This is a genomic window from Polaribacter sargassicola, assembly GCF_021991835.1.
GTDB classification, from domain to species: Bacteria; Bacteroidota; Bacteroidia; order Flavobacteriales; family Flavobacteriaceae; genus Polaribacter; species Polaribacter sargassicola.
In genome coordinates this window covers 1-285 of sequence record NZ_JAHDAU010000215.1, presented here as the reverse complement: position 1 = coordinate 285, position 285 = coordinate 1, and the positions used below count along the sequence as shown (strand labels likewise).

Below are 285 nucleotides of genomic sequence, written 5' to 3'. Positions count from 1 at the left end.
GAGGATGGACTGATGACCCGCACCCCGATCCGCCTCGCCGTCGCCGCCGGAGCGGCGCTGCTGGTGGCCGGCTGTTCCGACGACGGCACCGGCACCTCGACGACCACCACGACCCGGACGGCCACCGCGACGCAGAGCGCGCCGGCGTACACGGGTGAGCTGCCCGAACGTCCCGCCGCGGGCGCACCCGTCGACTGCAGCTACACGCCCGACGGCGGCGCGGCGAAGGACGTGGCGCCGCCGCAGGAGAGCGGGGTGACCACCGCAGGCTCGCCGGCGGTGACG

General features: G+C 76.5%; 1 protein-coding gene. It reads left to right on the top strand.

Translation table 11 applies throughout. The features are described 5' to 3' along the window. Positions 1 to 285: hypothetical protein (locus tag KI686_RS17685; protein WP_237590410.1), on the top strand; the 285-nt coding region annotated here is incomplete at both ends.